Here is a 21,796-nt window from a genome sequence, read left to right on the forward strand (position 1 = left end):
GAGACGTTTCCGGGTCGGGGTCCGAATACGCGTTGTTCCCAAGACGGGCCGCGGCAGAAGACGGGCTGCGGCGGATCTCGATGCCGTACGGGTCGAGCAACCGGCAACCGGCAACCGGCAACCGGTTGCTGGCAACCCGCAACCGGCTGCCGGCAACCGCAATAGTTCTGCAAGCTCGCAGCCAGCAGCCAGCAGCCAGCAGCCAGCAGCCAGCAGCCGACGATCGACATCGTTCTGCAACTCGCAGCCAGCGACCGGCATCCGCCAGCGAGATGCCCGACGCGCCGGATATGTCTGCAGGGCACTGCGGGTCGGTATCGATCAGGCCGGCGGCGAGCAGGCAGCGGACGCGCGTGCCCCGTCCATCCATCCCACTATGTGGCGATCTCGACCACATCCTGGATCTGGTCGAGACCTTGGATACTTGCGCCCACATGCGAGCCCTAACTCTCCAAGGTCTACAAAACGGCAGAGAACGCGGCCGATCAAACGGGGACGAAAGCGGAGAAAAGATACTCCACTGTGGACGTCATTCTCGGGATGTGGACGCGCTGCCACCATGTGGTCGCGAATCCCGTACAACGGACGCGGATCCCACATAGTGGCATTGCAGTGCGGCGGTGGGAGCCAACAGGGCCTCCATGGCGCTTCCCGTCGGGTCGACCGTGTGACACGACCCGCCCGGCGAAGCGCGGCAACGCTCACCGCGCCTTGCGATCCCGGTCGCCGCTACGGAACGACCTCGCCTGCCAGCGCCAGAGCCATCCCGCCCAGACGACGCGAGCAGCAAGCTCGACACGACCAGCGGGCGTGGCAGCACCTCGATCGGCGCCGAGACCTCTGACGCGAAAGGTCTCTGAGCACGTGGTCAAAGGTTCCGCCCGTAAGTGCACCGCTAACCGCAGTTCAGTCCGCGGGGTGGCCGTCGAGTTACGGGAAAGACCTCTGAGCAGGGCGCTTAGTTGGAGTCCGGCGTGATCAGCTCGATGACGCGCTCGAGGGCGATCGGCCAGAGCTCCGGCGTGAGGTTCGCCAGCAGCGTCTCGGCGACCGTGTGTGCGACGAGATTGATCGCCTCTCGCGTGGCCGGATCGAGCGGGATTTCGGGCTCCGGCTCGGGCTCCGCGACTGCCGGAGTCGGCTCGGCCGCGATTGCGGAGGCCAGCTCTCCTGCGAGTGCCGCGGCCGAATCTCCTGCGGGTGCCGCGGCCGAATCTCCTGCGAGTGTCGCGGCCGAATCTCCTGCGGCAGCGGCGGGGGCAAGCTCTATCGCGGTTGCCGCAGTCGGTTGTACGGCGGAAGGCTCGGGCAGCTTTGCTGCGGGTGCCGGAGCGGGCACCATCGCGACAGCCTGAGTTAGCTCTGCCGCGGCTGCCGGAGCCGGTGGCTCGGCGGCAGCTGGGGCCGGTTCTACCACGTCCATATCGCGGACCGCCGCGAGCACCGCCCCGTCCCGCGCGTCAGCCGCCTGCGGCTCGGCTGCAACCCCGTCCACGCTGGGCGCGCCTGGGCCGGGGCGTCCCGCGGGGGTGGCGGGCTGATCTTCGGCGGGAGCGTTCGAGGCGGCGGAGTCTTCGGCGAGGATGTGCGAAACAGACGAATCGACTGTGCGGGCGCCCGCGACAAGCTGATCGGCGGTGCGGGCGCTTGCAGTGGACGGGTCAGGGGTGCGGGCGCTCGTAGCGGACAGATCAGCCCCGAAGGCTTCTGCAGCGGACGGATCAGCCGCGAAGGCTTCTGCAGCGGACGGATCAGCCGCGAAGGCTCTGGTGGACAAATCCGCTTTTAGTGCGCCAGGGGGGAGCGAACTGCCGTCAGCTCCGATAAATCCGTCCAAAGTGGGCTTTGTCGGAGCGGGTAGGGAAGAGTCCGGTCTTGATCTGCGCACGATGGGCATCACCGACGTAGGTGCGGCCCAAGCGGGCGCCGTGCGGGCCTCGGAGTCGACCATCGGGCCGCCCGAATCCGGTGCCGCATAGACAATCGGCGCATCCGGTGCTTGATCAGGTGTCGGAGCCGGCGTGGACACGGGCGCGGTGGCGGGCGCGGAAGGTTGAGCTATGTCGGTGGAGGCCACGAACGCCTCCGGCAGCGGAAAAGCCGTTGGGGCTGCGGCTGGGGCGACCTCGCGCGCTCCCGGCGGCGCAGACGCCGGAATGATCTCGGACGGCGGCGGCGCGGACACAGGGGCGTCTTCGGGCGCCGAAACCGGAGCGACAGGCGCCTCCGAATCCGGGACGACGGGCGCCGCCGAGACCGGCGCGGCAGCACCCGCAGACACAGGTGCTGCGGCAGGTGCGGAAACCGGTGCTGCGGCGGGTGCAGAAACAGGCGCGGCGGCGGGTGCGGAAACCGGTGCTGCGGCGGGTGCGGAAACGGGTGCTGCGGCGGGTGCGGAAACGGGTGCTGCGGCGGGTGCGGAAACGGGTGCTGCGGCGGGTGCGGAAACCGGTGCTGCGGCGGGTGCAGAAACAGGCGCGGCGGCGGGCGCGGAAACCGGTGCTGCGGCGGGCACGGAAACGGGCGCGGCGGCGGGTGCAGACACCGGTGCCGCGGCGGCCGAGGATACGGGTGCTGCGACCGGGCCCGAAACGGGCGCCACCGCATGCGCGGACACCGGCTCCACCCCCGGCGCCGACACCGGCTCCACCGACAGCGGCGTCACGAAATCTGCCGGCAGATCCTCGGCCGCGCCGATCAAGTGCATATATCCGGTTGCCCGCGTCAGCGCCATATACAGCAGCCGATGCCCCCGCGGATCCTCGTCCACGATGAAGCCGGGCTCCACCACGATCGCCGCCTCGAACTCCAAGCCCTTCGCCTGGTGCGGGGTCAGCAGCACGATTCCCGGGCCGGACGACTCCCCGGACGGCGGGCGCCACGGCAGGTCCTCGTCCTCCAGCCACTCGATGATCTCGTCCTGGCAGCGCGGCGAGCAGATGATGCCGACCGTGCGAGCAGCCCCCACGTGGTCCATCGCGGCGGCGACCACGGCGCCTGCCCGGTCCGCGGGCTCGACCGCGACGATCGCGGGGTCGGCGGGGCCGAAGCGTACGGTCGTCGGGGCCTGGACGCTCGGCGCCGCGGTCGGCAGCAGCTCCGCGGCCAGGTCGAAGATCTGCTGCGGCACCCGGTATCCGTAGCGCAGCTCGCGGTGCACGTGCGGCATCAGCGACGGCATCTGGGCGAGCAGGTCGTGCCAGTCGTCGCGCGCCCACAGGCCGGTCGACTGCGCCATGTCCCCGACGACGGTCATCGACCCGTTCGCGGAGCGCCGCGCCACCACCCGCGCCTGCATCGGCGACAGGTCCTGGCATTGAAAGACGACCACATGCGCGTACGCCGGTGGGCCGCCGTTCAGCAAATGCTCCGCCTCGTCGAGCAGGGGCAGGTCGGCGTCGCTCCACACCTCGTCGGCCAGGTCCTCGGGCGGGAGGCGGTGCAGGGCCGACACCTCACGCTCGGTGAACTCGTCCCCGGCGGCGGCGGTCAGCCACTCCGGGGAGGCGTACAGGTCGCGGAGGAAGTTTGGTGGTTCGAAGGAGGGCCAGAGCAGGTCGGCCAGCTTGTCCGCGGCCTCCAGGACCAGCCGGGGGTCCTCGCTGGCGGCGGCCAGGACCGCGCGCAGGATGCGGCGGCGGTCGCCGAGTGTCGCCTCGCTTGCCTGGGCCGTCGCGATCATGGTGCGCAACATGACCGGGTCGATCCGGACCGCGCGGCCACGCACGCTGATCTCGGACGGCAGGCCGCCGGGCAGCCCGGACTTGCGGACCTCCAGCGCGCGGCTCAGCAGCCGGGCCATCCGGGCCTCGCCCTTGAGACGGGTCGCGTACGGGGCTTCGTCGCGTCCCGCGGGCACCGCCGGCATCAGCTCGTCGACGGCTCGGTGCTCGACGCCTTCGTGACCCCAGGCGTCCAGCACGTCGCGGGTGTAGCGGGCGAACGCGGCCGACGGCCCGGCGACCAGCACCTTCCCCGAGTCGAGCCCGACCTCGTCGATCAGCCACGAGACGCGCTGCAACCCGGTCATGGTCTTGCCGGTGCCCGGGCCACCTTCGATGACCAGGAGCGCCTCGAAGGGCGTACGGACTAGTTCGTCCTGATCCGCCTGGATCTCGGCGGCCAGGTCGGGATCGTCGTTCTCGACGGCGACGAGAAGCTCGTCGGAGACGATGAACTCGTCGTCGGCGGCGGATGGACGCACGGAAGCATCCGGTGCCCCGGCCCGCGGCTCGATGGTCACCGGATCCTCCGGATCGTCGGGCTCGGTCAAGAGCCCGACATGGGCAGTTCCAGGCGGACGGTGCCGCGCATGTCGAGGAACACGCGGTCGTCGGCCCGGACCAGGCGGATGACCACGTCGGTGCACTCCGGACAGCGGCCCACCGAGGCGGGCGCGTGGCCGAACAGTTGCAGGGTGGCGACCGCGTCGGCGTGGCCGCAGCCGGCGCAGACGAAGCGGGCCGCTGTCACGTCCACCGCGAAGATCTCGGCGAGGTCGCCGGCAAGCGCGTTGCCGTCCAGTACGTTCACTACTTGCCTCCGAATCGTTCCGTACGGATGCGGCGTGGATCGTGACCGAGCGCGACGAGGATGTCGGCCGCGGTCTCGACGAACGACGTCGGACCGCAGACGAAGGTGTCCGCCGCGAAATCCGGCGGCCAACCATAAGTGTTCAGCGTCGCCACGTCGATGCGCTTCGGCGGGTCGGGCCAGCCTTGCGGGGTTTTGCGCGTGTAGACGTAGCGCACGTCGAGGCCGCCGTCGTCGCGTACCCGGCGGCGGAGCTCGTCGGCGTAACAAATGTCCTCGGGTGTGCGGACCGAGTAGATCAGCCGGAACGGCTGCATGGTTTTGGCCAGCGACCGTTGCCGGATCATCGCCATCAGCGGCACCACGCCGGAGCCGCCGCCGATCAGCAGTACCGGGTCGGTCTGTGCCGGCCGCCACACGAACCAGCCGCCGACCGGGCCGCGCAGCTCGATCTGGTCGCCGGGCTCGACGACGTCGACCAGGTACGGCGAGACCTCACCGTCGTCGAGTTTCTGGACGGTGAGCTCGACCGTGCCGCCGTCGGTCCAGGCCGACCCGATCGAGTAGCTGCGTTGTGCCTGGTAGCCGTCCGGCGCGGTTAACCGGACGTCGATGTGCTGACCGGCGGCGTGACCGGGCCAGTCCGGGATGTCGAAGACCAGCGTCCGGATGGTCGGGGTCTCCTGACGGACCTCGCGGACCGTACCGATCCGCCAGTTCAGTCGCCTTGATACCGCTGTTCGCGCCATGGGTCTCCGTACATGTGGTAGCCGGCCGCCTCCCAGAAGCCGGGCTCATCGTCGTGCATCATCTGCAGGCCGTTGACCCATTTCGCGGACTTCCAGAAGTACAGGTGGGGGATAAGCATGCGCGCCGGGCCGCCGTGCTCGGGATCCAGGTCCTCGCCGTCGAACTTGAACGCGATCCACGCTTTGCCGTCGAGCAGGTCCTCGAGGGGGACGTTGGTGGTGTAGCCGCCGAAGCTGTGCACCATGGTGTAGTCGGCGGCGGTCTCGACGTCTTCGAAGAGGGTGTCGAGGGAGACGCCGCGCCAGGACGTGCCAAGTTTCGACCACTTGGTGACACAGTGAATGTCGGTGCTGATGTCCTCGGTCTTCAACGAGGTGAATTCTTGCCAGTTCCAGCTCTTCTGCGCACCGGTCTCGGTGGTCAGGGTGAACCGCCAGCGGTCGAGCGGGATCCGCGGTGTGGGCCCGGCGGAGAGCACCGGGAAGTCGTAGGTCAGGTATTGGCCCGGTGGTAGGCCTGGCACGGACTCGCGGCGCCGGCCCCCGAAGCCTCGGGAAATTATGCCCATGGTTGTCGAGTAAACCCCACGGCTATTTCCGCGACCACACCCCACCGATCTTTTCCGCTTCGCGTTCTGCCTGCTGACGGCCCGCTTCGGCGGCTGATGCCCGGAACGCCGGATCCAGTGGGTTACGACCCATCCGGGTGAGAGCAAGATCATTAGGGGCCACCACCGCGTACGGGACATGGAGGCTCTCGGCCTGCATACCGGGCCGGCGATTGATGCCGGTCACCGGGGCCAGCACGACCAGCAGCTCGCATCCGCGCGCCAGATCGGCGTTGGCGACCGAGCGGGTGCCGCCGTCCACGTACGCCACGCCGTCGATCGTGTGCGGCGGCCAGACCAGCGGGACCGCGCAACTGGCGGCGACCGCGTCGATCAGCGAGACGCCGCTGGTGCTGTCGAAGACTTTCAGGCGGCCCGTCTCGGCCTCGACAGCGGTGATGAGTAATGGTGTTTCCGGCCACTCGTCGCGACCGATGCGCTCGGCGATCACCCGGCGGCGTTCCTCGGGCGGCACGGTTTTCGCCCGCAACGCTTGCCGGCCCAGCCAGGCGGTCCCGTTCGGCAGGAACGCCGACAGGGCGTACCGGAGCACGAAGCTCGTGCCCATCGCGGCCTGTGCCGGTCCGGCGGGCCTGGTCAGCTGTGCCTCATAAAGATCTTTCAGCGGTACGCCACCAAGCAGTTGAGCACCCACGACGGAACCGGCCGAGGTGCCCACCAGCAGGTCGGTGTCCGCCAGGTGGACGCCGTGCTCGGCCAGCCCGAGCAGCATGCCGATCTCCCAGGCCACGCCGGTTATGCCACCTGCGCCCAGAACGATTGCCTTGCCACGATCGGTCATAGAGCGATCTGAACACGCCGTTGTTCGCGCGACAACTACCCGGCGCGCACGGTGAAGGTGACCACCGGCGAGGTGGCCTGCGCGGACGTGCCGGTCGCCAGGACGACCAGCTTGACCTGGGTACGGCCGGTGATCTTGCGGGCGAAGCTGACCTTGCCGGACGCGTCGGTGGTCTCGGCGGTCGTGGTGGTGCCGGCCGCGGTCGTGACGGACAGCCGCACCGCCCGGCGCGCCCACGCCTTGCCGGACAGGCTGACGGTGTAGCCGACGGTGCTCTTCGTGCCGGAGACGACGGTCGTCGCGGACGCCGCCGACTTGATCACCGGGGTTGCCGGGCCCGCGGCCTTGAGGGCGGCGAGCGCGTCGATCCGGCCGTACCCGTAGTCGCTGTCCTTGCCCTTCGCGCCCAGGTCGGTGGCCGAGGTCTCCAGCGCGCTCTCCACCTGGTCCGGGGTGAGCCTCGGGTACTTCGCGCGAATCAGCGCCGCGACCGCCGCCACGTGCGGGGAGGCCATCGAGGTGCCGCTGTAGGTGGCGTAGGAGCCGTTGGCCGCCGGGACCGTGCTCAGGATGCCCGCGCCCGGCGCCGCCACGTCCACGTAGCCGCCCCGGTTGGAGAAGCTGGTCACCGTGTCCGACGAGTCGGTGGCCGCCACGGCGATCACACCGTCGGTGGCGGCCGGGTAGCTGACCGGGCTGCCCTTCGTGCGTTCGTTGCCCGCCGCGGCGACAACGACAACACCCTTGCTGCGCGCGTACGCCACGGCGTTGGTCACCGCGGTGATCTCGTCCTTCGAGCCGAGCGACATGTTGATCACGTCGGCGCCGTGGTCCGCCGCGTAGACGATCCCGTTCGCGGCGTCCGACATGAAGCCCTCGCCTTTGGCGTCGACGACCCGGACCGGGAGGATCGTGGCGTCCGGGGCGATCGCGCTGATGCCCACGTTGTTGCCGGTCACCGCGGCGATCGTGCCGGCCACGTGGGTGCCGTGGCCGTTCGGGTCGGTGTTCGCGCCGTCGGTCCCGGTGAGCTCGTCGTAGCCGGTGAGCACGTGCCCGGCGAGATCCGGGTGACCGCCGTCGACGCCGCTGTCCAGCACGGCGACCGTGACACCGGCGCCGGTCGAGGTGGGCCAGGCGCCGGCGACGTGCAGCTTGGCGAAGTCCCATTGGCGGCCACGGTCCGGGTCGGTGCCGGTCGGTACGTCGCTGATCGTGAGCAGCGAGTCGAGCTCGACACCGACGGCGTTGCGGGCGTTCTGGCCCTGCGTGACGAAATTGGTGGCGGTCGCACGGTCGGTAGCGGTCCGGGCGGTGACGACCGGGCGACCCGTGTGGTCCAGGGCGGTGCTGACCACCCGGACCGGGCGGGTCGGGGAGACGTGCGGCGGGAGCAGTTCGTCGGGGGCGATGCCGAGCCCGTACGAGATCGGCAGCCAGTCGGCGGTCTCGGCCGCCGGGAGCGCGATCGCGGCCGCACCGGCGACGGCGCTGATCACGAGAGCACTGGTGGCGAATCGGCGCAGCGGCATCCGCATGTCTGTCCCTACCTCGGAGTCTGGGGTCGAGCAGAACGGTCGGTTGCCGCCGCGCCGGGTTGAGCGTTTCGTCCTACAGGCGGACGGATTTGCTGGTTGCGGCTCGGTAGCCCGGGCCGTCCGCCACGACGACCCGGTAGGTGGTGCCGGTCGGGAGGCCGGTGAGGCGTACGGAAAGGGCTGCTTTGTAGGTGTAAATCGTTTCCCAGGTGCCGTTTTTGTCCCGTTGGAGCTCGACCGTCTGGGCCTGCGGGTCGCGGATGGCGACCAGGAGCTGGCCCGGGGCGGTGTTGACGAGGCGCACGTCGACCGGTGGGCGGTTGTCGGTTGGCGCTTGGGCCGGCGGTGCTTGCGTCGGCGGGGCTTGGGTTGGCGGTGCTTGGGTTGGCGGTGCCTGGGTCGCCGGGGCTTGCGTCGCTGGTGCTTTCGGCTCGGCCGGGGGGTTTGTCTCCTTTGTTACGGCCGGGACGATCGGTGCCGGCGGGGCCAGGGACGTCAGAGCGGCGGAGGCGTCGACCAGGCCGGCACCGAAGTCGTCGTCCCGGCCGGCCGGACCCAGGTCGACGGCCGAGCTCTTCAGGGCGCTCTCGATCTGGTCGGGGCTCAGCGCCGGGTACGCCGAGCGGACCAGCGCCGCGACCGCCGCGACGTGCGGAGCCGCCATCGAGGTGCCGCTCATCCGGGCGTAGAGGTTGCCCGGGCGGGTGCTCACGATGTTCACGCCGGGCGCGGCCACGTCGACGTACGAGCCGCGGTTCGAGAACGTGGCCACACCGTCCGCCGAGTCGGTGGCGGCCACCGCGATCACGCCGTCGCTCGCCGCCGGGTAGCTGATCGGGCTGCCCTGGCCCCGGGCGTTGCCCGCGGCCGCGACGACCACGACGTTCTTGGCATGCGCGTAGGCGACCGCGTTCGTCATCGCGTCGGTCGGCGTGGTGGAGCTCAACGACAGGTTGATGACGTCCGCGCCGTGATCCGCGGCGTAGACGACACCGGCCGCCGCGGTCGACGTGTAGCCGCGGCCGTCCGCGCCCAGGACGCGTACCGGAAGGATTTTGGCGTTCGGCGCGACACCGCTGACGCCGACGTTGTTGCCCGCGACGGCCGCGATGGTGCCGGCGACGTGGGTGCCGTGCCCGTTGGGGTCGACGGCCGCCCCTTCGGTCCCGGTGATGAAGTCACCGCCCGGCAGCACCTGCCCGGCCAGATCGGGGTGGGTGGAGTCGACCCCGGTGTCCACGACGGCCACCGTCACACCGGCGCCGGTGGACCGGGTCCAGGCTTGGGGCGCGCTCATCCGCGCCAGGTCCCACTGCTGGGCCCGCAGCGGGTCGTCCCCGGCAGGCGCGTCCGCGACCCGGACGGGTGTGTCGAGCTCCACGCCGACCGCTTGCGGGGCGCGCTGGGCCGCGGTGATGAGGTCGGCGGCGCTGGTGGTGTCGGTCGCCGTGCGGGCGGTGATGACCGGCGCGCCGTTGCCGGCCAGGGTGGTGCTCACGACGCGCACGGGACGGGTGCGGGAGACGGTGTCCGGCAGCAGGCTGGCCGGGCTGGCCGCAAGCCCCCGTGAAACGGGCCGCCAGCGCACGGGCGTCACCGAGCCGTCCTGCCTCACAGGACCAGCGCCCGCGGTCGAGTCGGTCGCCGTGGTGGCGCGCAGCGCGCGCCCGCCGGCTCCGTCCGCACGCGCGGACCCGACCCCGCCGTCCCCCTCGGCCCATGCGCCCTGTGCCTGCGCGCCGACTTCATCACCCGCGCCGTCCACACCGAGCGAGTCGCCATCCGCCGGATTTTTCGGATTTATGGCTGTGAAAGACGTGCTCGCCTGCGCCAGGCTGGTCGGCGTGGTGCCGGCTGCGCCCAGCTGGGGCAGCGTGAGTGCCGCGACGCCGGCCATTGCCGCGGCGCCTGCTCCGAAAAGCCGGAACGTGTTCTTCATTGCGTGCCTCCCTCGGTCGGCCTGACGCTTCGGCGGGCCTCGGGAGGTATTGGGGGTCGGGCGGTAGCGGCCCGGTGGCGTCTCGGTTGGGCAGCGCGATGGGAGACGGGCGTGGTGTCTCGAGCAGCCACCGCCGGCGCGGTTCGCCGCAGCGCGCCTCAGTCGGCCGGCGGGGTCGCGTTCATGGCCGGGCGCGGCCCTCCTCCGCCGTTTTGCGGCGGTATGTCCGCTCAGCTGGAATCATGGGGCCGGAGACCGGAAACGAGGGAATTTCGCCGATGAGCATGGCCGACGAGGGTGTCTACGTGTCGCGGCGGCGCCGCGTGCAGCGCCGCAAGAAGGCGCTGGTGGCGGTTGTCGGGATGGCCGCGGTCCTGGGCGGTGCCGGCTACGGGGTGACCGCCTGGAAGGCCGCCCGGGAGTCTCCGATCATGAGCGACCTCGGCGCCCTGGCGCCCACCGCCACCCCGTCCAGCGAGTCGCCTTCTCCGTCACCGGCCGCCCGCTCGGCGAAGCCCGCCCCGGCGCCGCGGTGGACCGGGGCGCGGCTGGTGGGCGTACCGCAGAAGGCTCGTCCCTCGCCGACCCCGACGCCGGCCGGACGGGCCGATGATGCGGTCGCGGCCGCTCAGGTCAGCCGGCTTTTGCAGGCGCGCCGTCCGGCCGGAACGCTGGTGGCGGCGAGCGAGGCGATCACGGTGGCGACCGAGGCGGGCCCGGACGGCACCACGATCCGGATCGTGGCGGCGCGCTACGACCTGACCGCGCGCGGCGACATGCTCTGGGCCGCCGACAACGGGCAGGCCTTCGCCGACGTGCGCTGCACCCAGAACCTGGTGATCGACGCCAAGGCGCAGGTCCGCCCCGGGATGATGCTGTGCTGGCGCGCCTCGGCCGGGCGCAGCGTGGTGGCGGTCGCGACCAGTGTGTACGGACGCCCGCCGGCCGCCTCGATCTCGGGGGCCATCGACCGAGCGTGGCGGCGCCTCAGTCAGTAGGGACCGACGGTGAAGGTGGAGCCGCTACTCACAATGGTCGGTCCGGCCGCGTCGCCCGCGTCGAGCGCACCGTTGGCGACCACGGTGATCGTGTACGTGCCCTCCGGCACCGGCCCCGCCGTGGAGGTGCTGTCGGCGGGATTGAGCCGGTCGCCGAGCAGGTCGAGGGTGCAGATGAGCTCGGTGTTGCTCACCACCAAGACCTTTTTGCATTCCTGTACGCCACGGTTGCTGGCCGCCACGTACGCGTCGCCGACCAGGAAGATGTGCGCTGTCGCGTCGGTCGCGGCGGCCGACGCCTTGAAGGTCAGAGCGGCGAAGCCGACGCCCTTGACGTCGACGTCGACGATCGTCCCGGACGGCGCGGTGGCCGGCATGACCGTGATGCCGTTGCTGTACGAGAAGTAGATCGGGGCGTCCAGCGTCTCGGCGACCTCGTCCGGTGGCTGACCGTTGTTGTCCGGGTCGAGACTGGTGACCGGGCCACCCGGCGTGTTCACGCTGAGCGCGAGATTCGAGCCCGCCGCCCGAGCCGACGTGGTGGCGGTGAAGCTGTTGCCGTTCGCGGCGACCTTGATGTTGGTCAGGCCGGCGCCGCCGATCGATGCCGTGGTCGCGTTCGCCGTGGCCGAGAAGCCGGCCCCGGTGACGGTGATCGACTGCCCACCGGACGCCGGGCTGCTGGCCGGGATGATCGCCGTGATCTTCGGGCGCAGCGAAAGCGTGTAGGCGGCCGTCGCGAGCAACGTGCCGGCGGTGGTCGACGGGCCGTCGTAAACGCAGATGTTCCATTTCGCCGTGGTCTGTGTCCCCGCGAGAACCAAGCCCGAATCGTTTACCGTGCTGGGCTCGTCGTCGACGGTTGCCGGATAGGAACTCGACGGTATGCGGAACGCAATCTTCGTCCCGGAGATGCGCTTCACGTCCTCGGGATTGACCGTCAGTACGCCGGCCGTGGTCGCCGGTCCGGTCGCGGCGATTTGCGTGACGTTTTTCGCCATGGCGGCACATGCCGTGGATCCGGTGCCGACGTACTGGATCTGAACGGTGGGATTGCTGCCCGCCGGGAAAGGACTGGGATTTGCCGTCGTTGCGGCGACCGTTCCGGTGAGGGTATTTCCGCCGCCGCTGGGCCCGGTGGTGCTGCTCAAAGTCATCACTGAGGCGGCTGCGTGAGCCGGGGCGGTAGTGCCGGTGAGCAGCAGTGAGGTGAGAGCGACTGTGGTGAGACCCGTCCGGAGGAGTCCGCGTCGGGACGTGGTCATAAGCGCTCCTTCAGGGCTGTCTCTTTCGCCAGCGAGCGTATCCGCGCGGATTGCGGGAAAGGGGAGAATCGAAATTTCGACGGTCCGCCGAGTGGCCCGGTACCACATTCTCTTGGGCCCGGCGGAGGTTTCGCCTAATGCGCCCCGGCAGTTTCGTGACAGCTTTTCACTTAAGTTCGTCACTCTGGGCAATTGGGCTCATGCGCGGCGTTACGCTCCCTGCGAGACGGCCGGGCACGCGAGCTTTCCGATGCAGCCGGCCTACACATCCAGCGACGCGGTCCCGTTGGACCCGTAGGAGGACCTCGCATGCGAAAGTCTCTTTCCAGAGCTCGATCTCGCGCGCTCTGCGCCGGGATCGCAACGGGTGCGATAGCACTCGCATTGCTCGTCGCACCGCAGGCGGCTTTCGCCGCCCTCACCGCGCCACCGACGCTGGCGCCGGCCGCCGGCCCGATCGGTACCACGGTGGTCGCCACGCGGGCCGGTAGCGACACGTTCCCGACCACCAACGGCGTCATGATCTCGACGTTGCAGGCTTGCCCGACGTACAGCACGTCGGCGACGACGACGTCGGTGCCGATCGCGAACCCGGTCAAGGGCAACACCGACACCACCCTGACCTTCGCGATTCCGAGCTCCACAGTGCTGACCACGGGCACTGCCGGGGCGCCGAAGGCACACATCATCTGCTTCTACGCCGACGTCACGGCCGGTACCACCGCTACCAGCAGCACGATGACCACCTTCACCATCACGCCGACCGTGACACTCGGTACGGCGAGCGGTGTCAGCGGCGGCGGCAACAGCATCAACATCACGGCGACCCAGCCGATCTTCGCGACGGTGCCGGGTGTTCTCTTCTCGTCCGGTGCGGCGTCCTGTCCGACCGCCTACCCGAACCCCAACAGCCCGGCGCCCTACATCCCGGCGACATCCGTGGCGAAGACGGGAACCGCCAGCACCGGGCTTTCGGTGACGGTGCCGTCCGGGGTCGTGGGTAATGTGCCGCCGGGGGCCGGCGCGACACCGACCTCGGCGCCGTACAGCGTCTGCTTCTACACGGCCAACACGAATGCGGCCGCGCAGATCGCTACCTCGACGACCTCCTACGGAGCCGTTCTTCCCGGTTCGACGCCGGCCACCCTTTCCGGACCGGTCGTCGGCACCACCGGAACGACGGTCACCTTCAGCACCAACGCGCTGATCAACGCCGCGTCGCCGGGTGTCGCCTTCACCACGGCGAACAGCTGCCCCGGTACCTATCCCAACGCCGGCGGCGGCGTTGTCCAGGCCGCGGCGGGTGCCGCGCGCAAGGTCGCGAACAACCGGCTCGCGGTGACGGTGCCCAACCTGACCAACACCGGCACCTACCTCATGTGTGTCTACAACGCCGCGGCGGCGAACAGCGGGATTGTGGGCGCCGTGACCTACACGGCCGTCGTCGTGCCGCGTGCGACCGCCATCAACCCGCGCACCGGGTCGACGCTCGGCGGTAACACGATCACCGTCATCGGCACCGACCTCCCGACCACGGCCGGCGCGATCACCGCCACCATCGGCGGTGAGCCGCTGACGAACATCACGCCGCTCAGCGACACCGCGTTCACGGCCACCACGCCGGCGCACGCGGCCGGCAAGGACCTGCCGCTGATCCTGACGACGAGCGCCGGTGTCCGGATCCTTCCGGCGGCCTTCACCTACACCAACGCCATCACGGTCACGCCGAACACCTCCTCGAACACGACCACGAACTTCGACGTGTCGGTCGGGGGCGTGGGGTTCCTGTCGTCCAGCTTCGACGGCAGCCTGCCGGGATCGCACGTCTACCTCGTCAACGGCGTTTACAACGCGGCACCGAGCGCCTACAACGCGAACCGGAAGCAGCGCGGGCCGGTGGCCGAGTGCACGTCGGTGCTGGTGCTCAGCGACAACGAGCTGATCTGCGGGATGCGGCTCAACAGCCGGCTCACCGAGGTCGGCGGCACCGTTGACCCGGCGTCCTACATCAGCCTCGCGGCGAGCGACGTCACGACCTACTCCAGCAGCAAGCTGATCACCTCGCCCGGCGGGAACTTCTCGGTTGCCGACATCGGACAACCCATCACCGACCTCGCCAGTGCCACCGCCAAGATCACGCTGGGTACGACGATCGCCGCGGTCCTGTCGCCCACCACGGCGCTCATGAGCGCCAACGCGGCTTCCGCGGGCACCGCGATCGCCACGGCGATCGGTGGTGTTCCGGTAGCGGTAACGAACCCGGGTAGCAACGGCGCTGTGCTCACGACCGCCAGCGGGCTCTTCGGAACCGGAGACGCCAACAAGACGATCGTGGGTCCGGGTATCGCTGCGAACACGGTTCTTCTCGACCCGGTGACGACCGCCACGACGGCGACGGTCACGGCGGCCGCCCTGACCGGTACCGGTGACCGGGCCGTCCTGCTTGGCGACGCCGTACCCGGCGTGGTGACCACGAATGGCAGCATCAACGTCACGGCGCCCGACTCTTCGTTCGGTAGCGGCGACGTCGGCCGGCACATCGTCGGCACCGGCATCCAGCCGGGCACGACGATCGTTTCGATCGCCGCGGCCGGCGCCGGTGCGACACTGTCGACCCCGGCCACCGCCGGTGGCACCGTCCTCGCCACGATCGGCGGCGGTGCTGCCCCGCAGGTCGCCCCGACCGTCGGCACGACCAACAACACAACCGGCATCACCGCTCCCGCTCTGTCGTTGACACTGCGGGATGTCGGGCGAGGCATCTCCGCACCGACCAACATCGTGGGCAGGACGGTTGCCGCCGTGACCACGGGTGGCACCGTCGGCACGTTGTCCGGTAACGCGGCCGCTACCGGAAGCGTCACCGCGACCATCGCCGGGGGTATGATCGGCGGCACGGCCATCGCAAGCGTCACGAAGACGGATGGTTCGACGAGCCTCACCGCGGCGGCCAGCACCTTCACCGTCTCGGACATCGGCAAGTCGATCACCGGTCCGGGAATTCCGCCGGGAACGACCGTCACGGCCGTCCCGTTCAACGGTGGCGGGGCGACGATCTCGCAGCCGGCTACCGGCAGCGGTGCGGTCACGGTTTACACCTACACCGGCATCCCGGTGCCTGAGGGCGCGTACAACGTGGTCTTCGTGTCCAACGGAAAGCTGGACGCCGCGGCCACCGATGCGGACTACAGCCAGAGCGCTGTTTCCAGCGCCTCCACGTTCACCGTGGCGGCCTTCTGATCGGAGTTGGATAAAGCGGCCCGGAGCGAATGCTCCGGGCCGCTTTGCTGTCCACGCGTCTGTTCAGCCAAGTTCCGTCCACTTCTTCGTGATGGCGGCGAGGCTGGCCTGCTGCGAGGGATGTCCGTCGACGGCCACCGCCACGGTGTAGACACTCTTCTTGGCGGTCGTGCGCCAGCAGATCAGAAGATTCGGCCTGGTCACCGGCTTCGCCTCGTTGGCGAGCCGGAACTGCTGGGAACACCGTGCCGCACCGACCGGCGTCCCCTTGTTCGCGACCCACGCCAGTTCCCGCTGACCGCTGAGATCACCGTGCGCGGCCACCACCCGCAATGTCGACTTGGTCTTGCGCAGATCGCCGGTGTTGACGACCGAGATGTCGGCATCCGCGACGGTCGCCGCCTTCGGCGCCATCATCTGCCGCTGGACTTGGAAACCGTCGGCCGCCGCCTTCTTCCGGGCGGCGACCACCTCTTTCCGTACGTCTTCGCTGGTCCGGGGTGTTGCCGCGGTGGCAAGCGGTGAAGCCGGTGATTTGCTCGTCGGAGTGGAACCAGCGGTGTGTGCCGGTGGCTGGCCTGCCGCATCCGGTGCCTGGCCGGCCGCGTCCGGCGACTCGGTGGTCGACGCCGGAACGTGCGCGGCGGATGGGACGTCCGCCGAGTTCCGGTGCTGAGTCGCCATGAGGATGCCGCCGGCGCCGAGGACGGCCGCCATGCCGGTGGCGCCGATGACCGCCTGCCTGCGACGCCGGCTCCGGTGGGCCGCACTCGCGCCGGTGGGATCGGCGTCGGGCGTCGCGGTGGCGGGGTTGTCGGGTTCAGGGTTGGTCATTGTCAATCCTTCGCGGTTTCGACGATCGGGTCGCCCGCGTGGGGCGGACCCCGAACGACCATGGTTTCAAACCGGCGGACAAAATCGGGCAAAACGCGGCATCGCTCAGACTTCTGCCAGGTGGGACGGGCTGAGCGCGGCTCGCCCCGGGCAGAACCGGGGATGCGCAATTCGATTTGGCCGAAATGGGTAATGGTTAGGAATGCCTTACCTAAAAACATTTGTCGCGGCTTGATGAGGCGTCGCGGGGAAAATGGTTTATGGTCGAGTGAGACTTGTGTTCGATGTCTTAGGAGGCCTGGCTATGACGCAGATGGTGGAAATGCCGCGCGTGCAGACCTGCACGGTGACCGCGTGTGGCTACAACCACGGCGGCTGTACGGCGTTCGCGATCACTATCGGCAGCAACAGCTCCGAGTGCGACACCTTTGTCGACAGCGGGTCGGGTGGGACGGGGCAGGCATTGGCGCAGGTGGGGGCCTGCAAGCGCGCCGACTGCATGCACAACACCGACCTCGAGTGCCACGCCACGGCCATCGTGGTCGGTCCCTCCGCGGACAAGGCGGACTGCCTCACCTACGAGCCTCGGTAGGCTCGCGCCTCGCCATTCCGCGCCCGTCATCCATAGCGATGACGGGCGCTTTTTTGTGCATTAGGTATGCCTAGCCATCACCATTGGCGTTCGGTGTGCCTTTCTTTTGGTGCAGGCGACCGATGTTGACGAGTGGTGGATCTTCCGGCGGATCCGGGTGCGTGGGTCGGCCGGGTGTCGTGATCACACGGATGAAATTCGTCGGACATGTGACCGTCTCGGTGATTGCATCGTCACAGTCCGTGGGTGAAGCCTGAGGTGGTTGACCGTTGGAGGGGGAAACGTCATGCGTGCTACCTATCGCGCACTCGCCGGACTGATCGCGCTGGGCGTCGTGGTGCAGGCCGCGCTGATCGCCGCTGCCTGGTTCACGGTTCTCCATAACGCCGACAACGGGTCGGTGTTCGACAAGAACACCGGGTACAACTGGGCTCAGATCGGGCACAGCGTGGTCGGGCTGATGCTGATTCCGCTGTTCTCGATCATCCTGCTCATCGTGTCGTTCTTCGTGCGCGTGCCCGGCGGGGTGAAGTGGGCTCTCATCACGTTCGGTGTGGTGGTCCTGCAGATCCTGTTCGCGATCTTCGGGTTCGGCGCGCCGATCGTGGGGCTGCTGCACGGCCTCAACGCGTTCGCGGTCGCCGGGGTGGCCTCGGTGGCCATGCGTAAGGCGCGCCTCGCCGAGCAACCGGCGCCGGCGACGCAACCCGCGCCCATCGCCTGACCGTGCGCACGTCGGTCCGGGTCGCGATCGGGGTGGCCGCGACGCTCGCCGTGCTGGGTCCGCTCGGATACTTCTGGGTGGGGAGCCTCGTGCCGTCCCCCTACGACATGTCCGCGATGGGGACCGAGGATTTCGGAGGCGGGCCCGCGGTGCACTCGCACGGCGGCACCATCAGCGTGGCGTCGCTGACCGGGCCGACCACGGGCAAGCCGGCGGTCGACGTCACGCTCACCGCACGAAAGCAGGGCGACCGGTATCTGGTCAACGGAACGTCACCGGGGCCGGAACTACACGCGGTGAAGGGGCAGCTGGTCCAGGTCACGCTGGTGAACGACAACATCAACGACGGGATCACGCTGCACTGGCACGGAGTCGACGTTCCGAACGCGGAGGACGGGGTCGCGGGGCTGACACAGAACGCGGTCAAGCCGGGGCAGCGGCACGTGTACCGGTTTGTGGCCCAGCACGCGGGGACGTATTGGTACCACTCGCATCAGGTGTCGCACGAGCAGGTGCGGGGCGGGTTGTTCGGCGCTCTGGTCATAACCGACAAATCCGAAAAATCCGGGAATGGCGCGGCGGGGTCGAAGGGCGGGCAACCGGGAGCGCCACGGCAGACGGCGCCTAGCGGGCCTGCCGGGGCGCCGGCCGCCGCCGCAACTGACCAGGTCGTCGCCGTGCACACCTACGACGGTCGCCGGACGATCAACGGCGCCAACGGGGTCTCGACGATGCAAGCGGCCCCGGGTGCCACGATCCGGGCGCGGATCATCAACACCGACGCCGGGCCGATCCGGGTCTGGGTCTCGGGTACCCCGTTCAAGCTGCTGGCCATCGACGGCCGCGACCTCCACGATCCGGGCGACATTTCCGATAAATCAGTCCTGCTCACGGCGGGCGGGCGCGCCGACCTCCAGCTCAAAGCCCCGGCGCGCATCGACGTTGGTGCGGGTGTCGCGCTGGCGATCGGCGGCGCGGCCACGGCGGCCAACCCCGAACCACGCGACACCCTCGACCCGCTGACCTACGGGACGCCGGCCGAGATCGGATTCGACCCCACGCACCCCACCAGGACCTTCGACTACCGGATCGGCCGCCGGATCGGGTTCCTGGACGGCAAGCCGGGATTCTGGTGGACGATCAACGGACACGAGTTCCCGGACGTGCCGATGTTCATGGTCCGGACCGGGGACGTGGTCCGGATGACGATCGCCAACTCCAGCGGCGAGGTCCACCCCATGCACCTGCACGGCCACCACGCCGTCGTGCTCAGCCGCAACGGCGCGCCGGCGACCGGCAGCCCCTGGTGGATCGATTCCCTGGATGTGGGCGACGGCGAAACGTACGAGATCGCCTTCATCGCCGACAACCCGGGCATCTGGGCCGATCACTGCCACAACCTCAAGCACGCGGCCGACGGCCTGGTCGCCCATCTCGCGTACGCCGGTGTCAGCACCCCGTACCGGGTCGGCGGCGACAGCGACAACCACCCGGAGTAATCACAGGTACATCCCGGTCGACGGGGTCGTGCCCGGCACCGTCACCGGCTGTGCTCCGGTCCGCAACGCGTACAACTCGGCAAGCGTCGCCCCGTCCGGCCCGACCCCGCGAGCCGTGCCGAGCCAGGCGGTCGCCTCGGCGTACGGCAAACGCCCCACCTCGATGCTGGCCAGGCAGCGCCCGGGCCGGACCACCGCGGGGTGAAGGGACGAAAGGTCCTCGTTCGTGGTGATCGCGATGAGCGCGTTGCGGCCCTGGCCGAGCAGCCCGTCGGTGAGGTTGAGCAGGCGCGACAACGACTGGCCCGCGCTCGCCTTGGCCTCGCCGCTGATCAGCTCGTCGCAGTCCTCCAGCATCAGCAGACGCCACTTCGGCTCGTCCTCGTCGCCGCTGCCGAGGGCGACGCTCATCAGGTACGCCGGATCGCTGAACAGGCGCTCCGGATCCAGCACGCAGTCGACCTGGCACCACGTGCGCCACTGCTGGGCGAGCGCGCGCAACGCCGTCGTCTTGCCGGTGCCCGGTTCGCCGTGCAGCAGCAGGAGCCGGCCGTTGACCACCGACCCGTCCAGCCTCATCAGCCGCTCCAGCGTGTCGCCGACCGGCCGCGAGTAGTTCGCGCGGATCTTCTCCCACGGGGCGCCGTCGATCTCGCGCTCCACGCGGCGCGGGCCGTGCGGGCCGAAGTGCCAGAACCCGATCGGCACGCTGTCGGCCGCCGGCGCCGGCTCCTCGACCGCGCCGGCGATGGCCTTGTCCAGCACGGACTCGGCGAGCTCGGCCGTGACGGCGGTGACCGTGACCCGGGCGCGGCGGCTCTGCTTCCACCGGGTGACGTGCAGGGTCCAGCCGTCGCCCACGGCGAGCCGGCCCTGCCCGTCCTCCTCCACGGCGTCCCGCACGACGCGCGCGTCTTCTGTGGTCAGCGGCGCGTCGGCGCGGACATTCTCCAGATATTTCGTACGCCCGTAGGGCTCCCGCCCGGTGACGAAGGCGTCGAGGGCGAGCAGGTCGACCACGTCCACCAGCCGGTCGCCGTCGTCGACGGACCCGGACAGCGGCAGCGCGCTGGGCACCAGCGGGGCAACCGCCTGATCCGCGGGACGGCTGCCGAGCCGGTCGACGGACTGGTGAGGGGCACGCATACTTCCATGATCGACCTTCGATGCCCCCGGGGCACCCGATTTTCGTCAGCTCAGTGGCGGGACAGCACGAAGACGGGGATCACGCGTTCGGTCTTGAGCTGGTAGTCGGCGTAGTCGGGGTACGCCTCGAGGGCCCGCTTCCACCAGAGCTCGCGCTCGTCGCCCTCGGTCTCGCGGGCGACGTAGTCGTGCTTCTCGGTGCCGTCCTGCAGCTCGACGTGCGGTTCGCTGCGTACGTTGTAGACCCAGACCGGGTTCTTCGGCGCGCCGCCCAGCGAGCCGACGACCGCGTACTCGCCGTCGTGCTCGACCCGCATGAGCGGCGTCTTGCGTAACTTGCCGGTCTTCGCACCACGCGTGGTCAGCAAGATGATCGGCATACCGCGCATCGTGCTGCCCGCGGTGCCGCCGGACTGCTCGAACTCCTCGGCCTGCTTACGAGCCCAGTCGGAGGTACTGGGGGCATACTCTCCCTGAAGTGGCATGCCCAAGAGACTAACCAGATACTTCTCACTTCAAGCAACTACCCCGTCCGTACGCCGTACCGGAGCCCTCCGCGGCTTCTCAGCGGACGCCCACCACCGCCGCGTCGGTGCCGCCCCGCCACAGGACGCCGGCCTCGGTGAAGCCGGCCACCCGCAGCGCGTCCAGGTGCCAGATCGCGGGCGGGGTCCACTCGGTGCTGTGGTGATCCAGCGGGTAGATGCGGTTCCGCTCGACCACCTTCTCCGCCAGGAAGTCGTCCGCCGCGACCAGCTTCCACCAGTCCGTCCACGACGTGGCGGCGCCCGCTGCGTACCGGGCGTCGCGGCGCCCACGGGCGTACGACCGCAAACGCTCGGACAGCCCCGGCAGCGACTCCTCCGGCATGTGATCGGCGTTCGCGAAGATGCCGCCCGGGCGCAGCACCTCACGGATCTCCCCGTAGAGCGTCGCCACCCGCTCGGCCGGCAGCCAGTGCAGCGCCGTCGCGGTCAGCACCGCGTCGAAGCCGTCCTCGCTCAGCTTGGACCGCCACGCCGGGTCGCTCAGATCGGCGTCCACGATCGTGCCGCGCTCGCGCAGTGACGCCGTGGCGATCGCCAGCAGCACCGGGTCCTGGTCGAGCACCGTCACCCGCGCCCCCGGGAAGCGGGCCAGAGTGCGCAACGCGATGCTCCCGGTGCCGCCGGCCAGGTCGAGCAGCCGGGGCGGCGCTCCGTCGGTCACCGCGGCGACGGCGTTCAGCATCGCGCCGAACCGCTCCTCGCGGTCCGGCATGAAGGCCAGCTGCTGCCGGTCCCAGCTCTCCTGGTAGATGTCCGCGTTCGTCAGGTAAGCACTCATGTG

General features: G+C 69.7%; 17 protein-coding genes. 5 read left to right on the forward strand and 12 right to left on the reverse strand.

Going from position 1 to position 21,796, the window contains the following annotated elements; genetic code table 11:
* Positions 1 to 958 precede the first annotated feature (958 nt).
* The 7 genes from HH310_RS08480 to HH310_RS08510 all read right to left on the reverse strand — a co-directional run bounded on the left by HH310_RS08480 (position 959) and on the right by HH310_RS08510 (position 10,169).
* Positions 959 to 4,273 carry an ATP-binding domain-containing protein gene (locus tag HH310_RS08480; protein ID WP_169174874.1) on the reverse strand — a complete coding sequence of 1,105 codons (3,315 nt, stop codon included), beginning with the start codon at positions 4,271 to 4,273 and terminating at the stop codon, positions 959 to 961.
* Complete coding sequence (locus tag HH310_RS08485; protein WP_169174875.1) at positions 4,270 to 4,533, reverse strand: DUF6510 family protein; 264 nt, start codon at positions 4,531 to 4,533, stop codon at positions 4,270 to 4,272. Before HH310_RS08485 ends, HH310_RS08480 begins: the two co-directional genes overlap by 4 nt.
* Positions 4,533 to 5,282, reverse strand: coding sequence for a ferredoxin reductase (locus tag HH310_RS08490; protein WP_169174876.1), 750 nt, complete (start codon positions 5,280 to 5,282; stop codon positions 4,533 to 4,535). Before HH310_RS08490 ends, HH310_RS08485 begins: the two co-directional genes overlap by 1 nt.
* Positions 5,252 to 5,851, reverse strand: a complete 600-nt coding sequence (locus tag HH310_RS08495) for a sulfite oxidase-like oxidoreductase (RefSeq protein ID WP_169174877.1) — start codon at positions 5,849 to 5,851, stop codon at positions 5,252 to 5,254. The genes HH310_RS08490 and HH310_RS08495 overlap by 31 nt, the downstream gene beginning before the upstream one ends.
* Before the next feature lie 22 nt (positions 5,852 to 5,873).
* Positions 5,874 to 6,692: a patatin-like phospholipase family protein gene (locus HH310_RS08500; protein ID WP_169174878.1), complete on the reverse strand. Its 819-nt coding sequence runs from the start codon at positions 6,690 to 6,692 to the stop codon at positions 5,874 to 5,876.
* A 35-nt stretch (positions 6,693 to 6,727) separates the two neighbouring features.
* Positions 6,728 to 8,230 (reverse strand): S8 family peptidase, encoded by a 1,503-nt coding sequence (locus HH310_RS08505; RefSeq protein ID WP_169174879.1) that lies wholly within the window; start codon positions 8,228 to 8,230, stop codon positions 6,728 to 6,730.
* A gap of 73 nt (positions 8,231 to 8,303) precedes the next feature.
* Positions 8,304 to 10,169: a S8 family serine peptidase gene (locus tag HH310_RS08510; protein WP_248293806.1), complete on the reverse strand. Its 1,866-nt coding sequence runs from the start codon at positions 10,167 to 10,169 to the stop codon at positions 8,304 to 8,306.
* Between the two features lie 278 nt (positions 10,170 to 10,447).
* Between HH310_RS08510 and HH310_RS08515 the strand changes: the two genes are divergently transcribed.
* On the forward strand, positions 10,448 to 11,167 hold the full coding sequence (locus HH310_RS08515) for a hypothetical protein (RefSeq protein ID WP_169174880.1): 720 nt from the start codon (positions 10,448 to 10,450) through the stop codon (positions 11,165 to 11,167).
* Here the strand turns inward: HH310_RS08515 and HH310_RS08520 are convergent.
* Positions 11,161 to 12,168 (reverse strand): IPT/TIG domain-containing protein, encoded by a 1,008-nt coding sequence (locus HH310_RS08520; RefSeq protein ID WP_169174881.1) that lies wholly within the window; start codon positions 12,166 to 12,168, stop codon positions 11,161 to 11,163. The genes HH310_RS08515 and HH310_RS08520 overlap by 7 nt on opposite strands.
* Before the next feature lie 648 nt (positions 12,169 to 12,816).
* On the opposite strand from HH310_RS08520, the gene HH310_RS08525 reads away from it, so the two are divergent.
* Positions 12,817 to 15,672, forward strand: coding sequence for an IPT/TIG domain-containing protein (locus HH310_RS08525; RefSeq protein ID WP_169174882.1), 2,856 nt, complete (start codon positions 12,817 to 12,819; stop codon positions 15,670 to 15,672).
* A 63-nt stretch (positions 15,673 to 15,735) separates the two neighbouring features.
* Here HH310_RS08525 and HH310_RS08530 read toward each other — a convergent pair whose 3' ends face one another.
* Positions 15,736 to 16,506 (reverse strand): hypothetical protein, encoded by a 771-nt coding sequence (locus tag HH310_RS08530; protein ID WP_169174883.1) that lies wholly within the window; start codon positions 16,504 to 16,506, stop codon positions 15,736 to 15,738.
* A gap of 304 nt (positions 16,507 to 16,810) precedes the next feature.
* Between HH310_RS08530 and HH310_RS08535 the strand changes: the two genes are divergently transcribed.
* From HH310_RS08535 to HH310_RS08545, 3 genes are all read left to right on the forward strand, one after another.
* Positions 16,811 to 17,098, forward strand: a complete 288-nt coding sequence (locus HH310_RS08535) for a DUF1540 domain-containing protein (RefSeq protein ID WP_169174884.1) — start codon at positions 16,811 to 16,813, stop codon at positions 17,096 to 17,098.
* 286 nt (positions 17,099 to 17,384) lie between these two features.
* Complete coding sequence (locus HH310_RS08540; protein ID WP_169174885.1) at positions 17,385 to 17,822, forward strand: hypothetical protein; 438 nt, start codon at positions 17,385 to 17,387, stop codon at positions 17,820 to 17,822.
* A gap of 2 nt (positions 17,823 to 17,824) precedes the next feature.
* The gene (locus tag HH310_RS08545; protein ID WP_169174886.1) at positions 17,825 to 19,321 is read left to right on the forward strand and encodes a multicopper oxidase family protein; all 1,497 of its coding nucleotides are present in this window, start codon (positions 17,825 to 17,827) and stop codon (positions 19,319 to 19,321) included.
* On the opposite strand, the gene HH310_RS08550 is transcribed toward HH310_RS08545, so the two are convergent.
* The 3 genes from HH310_RS08550 to HH310_RS08560 all read right to left on the reverse strand — a co-directional run bounded on the left by HH310_RS08550 (position 19,322) and on the right by HH310_RS08560 (position 21,793).
* Positions 19,322 to 20,467 (reverse strand): DUF5925 domain-containing protein, encoded by a 1,146-nt coding sequence (locus tag HH310_RS08550; RefSeq protein ID WP_169174887.1) that lies wholly within the window; start codon positions 20,465 to 20,467, stop codon positions 19,322 to 19,324.
* Between the two features lie 50 nt (positions 20,468 to 20,517).
* On the reverse strand, positions 20,518 to 20,952 hold the full coding sequence (locus tag HH310_RS08555) for a nitroreductase family deazaflavin-dependent oxidoreductase (protein ID WP_169174888.1): 435 nt from the start codon (positions 20,950 to 20,952) through the stop codon (positions 20,518 to 20,520).
* 79 nt (positions 20,953 to 21,031) lie between these two features.
* On the reverse strand, positions 21,032 to 21,793 hold the full coding sequence (locus tag HH310_RS08560; RefSeq protein ID WP_169174889.1) for a trans-aconitate 2-methyltransferase: 762 nt from the start codon (positions 21,791 to 21,793) through the stop codon (positions 21,032 to 21,034).
* Positions 21,794 to 21,796: the final 3 nt, after the last annotated feature.

It is taken from the genome of Actinoplanes sp. TBRC 11911 (assembly GCF_012933445.1).
Lineage (GTDB): Bacteria > Actinomycetota > Actinomycetes > Mycobacteriales > Micromonosporaceae > Actinoplanes.

Bases quoted from the DNA above. Each gene is read 5' to 3' on its own strand.
- HH310_RS08540 (WP_169174885.1), top strand. From the start codon at position 17,385: ATGCGTGCTACCTATCGCGCACTCGCCGGACTGATCGCGCTGGGCGTC.
- HH310_RS08555 (WP_169174888.1), bottom strand. From the start codon at position 20,952: ATGCCACTTCAGGGAGAGTATGCCCCCAGTACCTCCGACTGGGCTCGT.
- HH310_RS08535 (WP_169174884.1), top strand. From the start codon at position 16,811: ATGACGCAGATGGTGGAAATGCCGCGCGTGCAGACCTGCACGGTGACC.
- HH310_RS08530 (WP_169174883.1), bottom strand. From the start codon at position 16,506: ATGACCAACCCTGAACCCGACAACCCCGCCACCGCGACGCCCGACGCC.
- HH310_RS08505 (WP_169174879.1), bottom strand. From the start codon at position 8,230: ATGCGGATGCCGCTGCGCCGATTCGCCACCAGTGCTCTCGTGATCAGC.
- HH310_RS08490 (WP_169174876.1), bottom strand. From the start codon at position 5,282: ATGGCGCGAACAGCGGTATCAAGGCGACTGAACTGGCGGATCGGTACG.
- HH310_RS08500 (WP_169174878.1), bottom strand. From the start codon at position 6,692: ATGACCGATCGTGGCAAGGCAATCGTTCTGGGCGCAGGTGGCATAACC.
- HH310_RS08510 (WP_248293806.1), bottom strand. From the start codon at position 10,169: ATGAAGAACACGTTCCGGCTTTTCGGAGCAGGCGCCGCGGCAATGGCC.
- HH310_RS08560 (WP_169174889.1), bottom strand. From the start codon at position 21,793: ATGAGTGCTTACCTGACGAACGCGGACATCTACCAGGAGAGCTGGGAC.
- HH310_RS08520 (WP_169174881.1), bottom strand. From the start codon at position 12,168: ATGGCGAAAAACGTCACGCAAATCGCCGCGACCGGACCGGCGACCACG.
- HH310_RS08550 (WP_169174887.1), bottom strand. From the start codon at position 20,467: ATGCGTGCCCCTCACCAGTCCGTCGACCGGCTCGGCAGCCGTCCCGCG.
- HH310_RS08495 (WP_169174877.1), bottom strand. From the start codon at position 5,851: ATGGGCATAATTTCCCGAGGCTTCGGGGGCCGGCGCCGCGAGTCCGTG.
- HH310_RS08515 (WP_169174880.1), top strand. From the start codon at position 10,448: ATGAGCATGGCCGACGAGGGTGTCTACGTGTCGCGGCGGCGCCGCGTG.